This window comes from Streptococcus sp. HMSC072D07, assembly GCF_001814835.1.
Classification (GTDB): domain Bacteria; phylum Bacillota; class Bacilli; order Lactobacillales; family Streptococcaceae; genus Streptococcus.
Genome location: NZ_KV818043.1, coordinates 1 through 5085, shown reverse-complemented (window position 1 = coordinate 5085; position 5085 = coordinate 1). Strand labels below are relative to the sequence as shown.

Genomic DNA, 5085 nt, shown 5'->3' with positions numbered 1-5085 from the left:
AGATACTTCCCCCAACTTCCGCTGTTCCCAAGCGTTAGTAAATATTCTATTATTTAGAAAAGAGATTTTTAGATATTTTTTGTAATAAAAAAATATTACAAAAAATATTTGACAAATTATTTGTTTAGGTGTAGAATGAAAGAAACAATTACGAGAGGAGAATTCGATGGACTATTGTCAATTAGGAGATCTGCTTTCCTTTACAGCTGGTGTAAATCCGACTAGGATTGAGAAGCAAAATCAGGAGTCTCTTCAGTTTTATGATCATGCTTCATTTGAGTCGGATTTGAATCAAAAGTCGTTTGCTCTAGGAACTGATGAACTTAATGAAACTTCACTGTCTCTTGTTGCAGGAGATGTAGTTATCAGTAGTCCATTGCGATTAGCGACGATTGTTGGCGAAGATAATGAAGGAAAATTACTAACTTTAAATTTTATCAAAGTGAACATAAAGGAAAGATTGGATAAATTTTACTTTCTCTATCTTTTTAATCAATCTCGAGATGTTCAGCGTCAAAAGGAACGTGAGCTACAAGGAACGGGTACTTCCATGAGAATCCCTGTTAAATCATTAGAGAGAATCCGTATTCCCCTACCTTCAATAGAGGAGCAAGAAAAAATAGGTCAAGCCTATAAACAGCTGTTACTACTGCAAACACAGCTTAGGAAATATAGTCAATTATTGGAGGCAACCGTCCAAACTAGCCTTGAACAAATACTAAGGAGCGAATCACATGAGTGAAAATAAAAATAAATCTGAATTAGCTTTTGAAAAAGAAGTCATTACTTACCTAACAAATATTGGGGGAGTGAAGCAGTGGGAGTATCTTGAAAGTGTGAAAAATACAGAGGCTCTTTGGGATAATTTCAAAAATATTTTAGAGCAGAATAATTGTGGGAAACTCAGTGGGTCTTTATCCCGAACGGAATTCGCACAAGTAAAAAAACAAATCACAGACTTAAAAACTCCCTACCAAGCAGGGCAATTTCTTTATGGTGTTAATGGTTATTCTGAAATTGAGGTGGATCTAGATAGTGGAGAGCATGTATTTTTAACAGTATTTGATCAAGATCAGGTTGGCGGAGGAAATACTGTTTATCAAGTGGTAAATCAGATTAGTCGTCCTAAGGTAGTCGATGGTAAAAAGGATCGCCGTTTTGACATTACTCTCCTTATTAATGGGCTTCCGATTATTCAAATTGAATTGAAGAAGGCGTTGCATCGAACGAAAGAATCTTTTAATCAGATGGAGCAATATATAGCAGAAAAGCAATATGGGGATATTTTTTCGACTCTTCAGATTTTGGTAGCTATGACTCCTCATGAAACACGCTACATGGCTAATAGTCCGCTGGAAAATTTCAATCAGGCTTTTGCATTTAACTGGCAGAATGAAGAAGATGCTAAACCAGTACGTCGTTGGCAGGAATTTGCAGACAAAGTGCTGTCTATCCCGATGGCACATAATCTAGCAACCCAATACATGATCCTTGATGGAACTAAGAATAAAGAGAGTATTAAAGTCATGCGTCCCTATCAAGTGTACGCTACGAAGCGCGTGATTGACAAAGTACGTAAACATGATTTTAGTTATTCGGATGGTAAACTAGGCTATATCTGGCATACTACAGGGAGTGGGAAGACCATTACAAGCTTTAAGACAGCTTGGTTGGCTAGTCGCTTACCTAATGTTAGTAAAGTTATCTTTTTGGTTGACCGTATCGCATTGACAGGACAAACAGCGACAGCTTACCAAGCCTATGATCCAGTTGCTGGGTTTGAAAACAAAGATGGTATCGTTACAGATACTGCAAATATTTCGGCTTTACATCGCAAGCTGACGGTCAAGAGTGATAAAAATATCATTGTGACTAGTATTCAAAAAATGTCTCGTTATGTCTCTAGAGATGATTTTAAGCCTATTAAAGACAATATTCTCTTTATTGTAGATGAAGCACACAGGTCTACTGGAGATGGTAGTGACAATGATAATATGCTTGAGAAAATCCGTCAAGCACTACCTCATGCAGCTTGGGTAGGATATACGGGGACGCCTAAGTTTCCAATTACAAAAGAAATTTTTGGAGAACTTCTTCATGCCTACACGATTAAAGAAGCGATTGCTGACCGAAATGTTTTGGGGTTTAATGTTGAGTTTAAAGAAACAATTGCAGCGCCCGAAGATCCAACAGCAGATGATATCGATGACAATGTTAAAGCCAGCGTCTATGACACCAGTGAGGATCACGTAAATCTAGTGGTGAAAGATATCTTTGATAACTGGAATGAGCGTTCGAATATGGGAAAATATAATGCTATGTTTACTGTTCATGTTGGTGGGAACAAGGCTTCAACGCCTCGAGCCATGGAATACTTTGACAAGTTTGAAGAAATCAATCAGACCAAGCCAGCTGAACAACGTTTGAAAGTAGCGATTAGTTTTTCAGCAGATACTTCAAATGGCGATCAACAGCTTCAGACTAACGAAAATTTGCATCGTGCAATTAGGCATTATAATAGTCTCTTCAATACGGAATTTGATATGAAGACCGTGAAAGACTACACCGAAAATCTTCGAACACGACTAAATAAAACGGCAGATGATGGACATTATCTAGATCTCGTTATCGTTGTGGATCAGCTCTTGACGGGTTTTGATGCCCCAGGACTGAATACTCTCTATGTGGATCGTACCTTAAAAGGTGCTAGTCTTATTCAGGCCTATTCACGGACAAATCGTCTGCATAATATGATTGATAAACCATTTGGGAATGTTGTCAACTATCGCTGGCCAGAGCAAAATGAGTTTGAGATGAACAAAGCTTTCTATCTTTACTCCAATCGCCATTCTGCAGACGAACAAACAGAGTTGAATCTTGATGAAATGAAGGAAAATAACCAAGAGTCCGGCATCACTTCCAAACCTTTCAGTACAGTACAAGAGGAACTCAAATCTATAGTCGAAGATCTCCGTGTTCTGACAGATGGCTTTATTCAATTGCCACCGAGTGAAAAAGAGCAGGACAATCTCTTTGAAAAGATCCAAACCTATAACCGTCTACTTAGTCAGCTCAAACAATACACTGAAGATGAAGAGGGGAATCCTATATCTGCTTATGATGATCCAGAGGCATTTTATGCAGGTATCGGGCTTATCGAAGATGAAGAAGTCATGTTGACGACAGTCTTAGTCGGTGAACTCCGGGAGAGACGAGCAAAAAAAGAAAATATTGATATTTCACAAATTATGCTAGAGATGGTTCATATCCATGATGTAACAATCAATTATGACTACCTCATCGAACTCATTGCACAAATGGCAGATGAAATTCATGCCGGAGAAGTGGCTAAGGCTGAAAAGACTAAGGAAGACATCTCAATTGAGTTAGCCAAATCTGACAATATCAAGGAGAAAGAACGTGTTACTCGTTTTGTACATCAGATATACAATGGAACTTATGTCTTTGAGCGTTATCCTGCTCCTCGAGATGTTGACAGTATGGCCCGAGCGATGGAACAGGCTCAGTCGGCAAGTAGCCTCCAACAGTTGACGGCCTTCATTCGCACGTGGGGTCTGGATAATAGTGTTAAACCTAAGGAACTAGAAGAGTTAATTCGGAAACATCGTATCGGGCAAGAAGACTTGGATAAACAAGGAGAAATTACAACAATCATGAACGATGCTAGAAGTGACTACCCAGCACTTGCAGCAACAGAAATCGCTAGTTTGTCTTGGATCAAATATCGTAATGCTCTACGAAAGGCTCTCTATGCATTGGCAGATCAATTGAAAAAGTTAGAGGGATAGGTTATGAAAGATATTAAAGAGCAACTGATTGGGAAATCAATAGAAGCTTTTATCTTGGGATTAGAGATTTATAATAAGCCAACCATTCGCTATAGGATTGAGGGTTTTAGTTTTTTTATATGTAATGCTTGGGAACTAATGTTGAAGGCAGAAATGATGAATCGACAGGAGTCTATTTATTTTAAGGATAGTCCTGATCGAACATTGAGCCTTGAAGCGGTTGTTAAAAAAATCTACTCTGATGTAAATACGCGTGTTCGCTTGAATTTGGAACGGATTATCGAACTGAGAAATATCAGTACGCATTTCATCACTGAAGACTATGAGCTGAAGTATGCTCCACTTTTTCAAGCTTGTGTTTTAAATTTTGTAAATGAAATGCAAAGATTTCATCAAGTTATTATCACAGACTCAATTGCGCAAAACTTCTTAACCATATCAGCTACATATGAACCTCTTACGAATGAAGAAATCCGGTTGAAATATCCACCTGAAATCGCTGAAAAATTTATCCAGCAGGCAAATGAAATCGATGTGCTGACAGAGGAATATAGCTCTGACAAGTTTGCGATTGAAATCAAACAGAATCTTTATATTACTAAGAAGAAAGAAGAAGCTGATTTTGTTGTATCCCTTAAAAATAATGCTCCGAGTGAAGTTGCCATTGTGAAAGAGCTAAAAGATCCTTCTATTAGTCACAAATATTCATATAATAGTGTCATCTCGGCTGTTCGTGATCGTTTGAGTAAGAGAAATCTTAAACTAGGGTATAAGAATGGATTTAATCAGTATGTATTGAGTCTTATTATCGATTTTTATCATATCAAACAGAATGAGAAATATGCCTACTGTCATAAAATAGGGAATACAGAACAATATACATATTCGCAACAATTTGTAGATTTCATTGTATCAGAGATTCAAAAAGACCCTCAACGTTTTGTTGAGAGCCTTAGAAGAAAGTAAAAAAGATAACCCCAGGCACATAGGAAATGCTCAGTACTATAGTACCTACCCCATTCTGGGACCCAGCGTTTATCCTTCACAAGTTATCTTTAATTACATTATACAAGTTTTTCTAGATATTGTAAAGAACTAGGGGCTGTAGAGGAGTGAATCCTCTTATGAAAACAAATGTAAGAAAATTTCAAAATAGTAAGACATGGAAAATAGCTCAAAGGAGGGCTTTATGAGCAAGCAAGAAGAAAGAAGACCAAGTATCCGATTTAAGGGTTACACTGAACCTTGGGAACAGCGGAAGTTGGGGGAAGTATCT

3 protein-coding genes are annotated in these 5085 nt (G+C 37.7%); all 3 read left to right on the top strand.

Annotated elements, in window-relative coordinates:
- Positions 1–166: 166 nt before the first annotated feature.
- From HMPREF2991_RS03285 to HMPREF2991_RS03275, 3 genes are read left to right on the top strand one after another with little or no spacing between them, the layout of a single operon-like run.
- On the top strand, positions 167–742 hold the full coding sequence (locus HMPREF2991_RS03285; protein WP_070566999.1) for a restriction endonuclease subunit S: 576 nt from the start codon (positions 167–169) through the stop codon (positions 740–742).
- On the top strand, positions 735–3809 hold the full coding sequence (locus tag HMPREF2991_RS03280) for a type I restriction endonuclease subunit R (protein WP_070566996.1): 3075 nt from the start codon (positions 735–737) through the stop codon (positions 3807–3809). Before HMPREF2991_RS03285 ends, HMPREF2991_RS03280 begins: the two co-directional genes overlap by 8 nt.
- Positions 3810–3812: 3 nt before the next feature.
- Complete coding sequence (locus HMPREF2991_RS03275; RefSeq protein ID WP_070566993.1) at positions 3813–4775, top strand: DUF3644 domain-containing protein; 963 nt, start codon at positions 3813–3815, stop codon at positions 4773–4775.
- Positions 4776–5085: the final 310 nt, after the last annotated feature.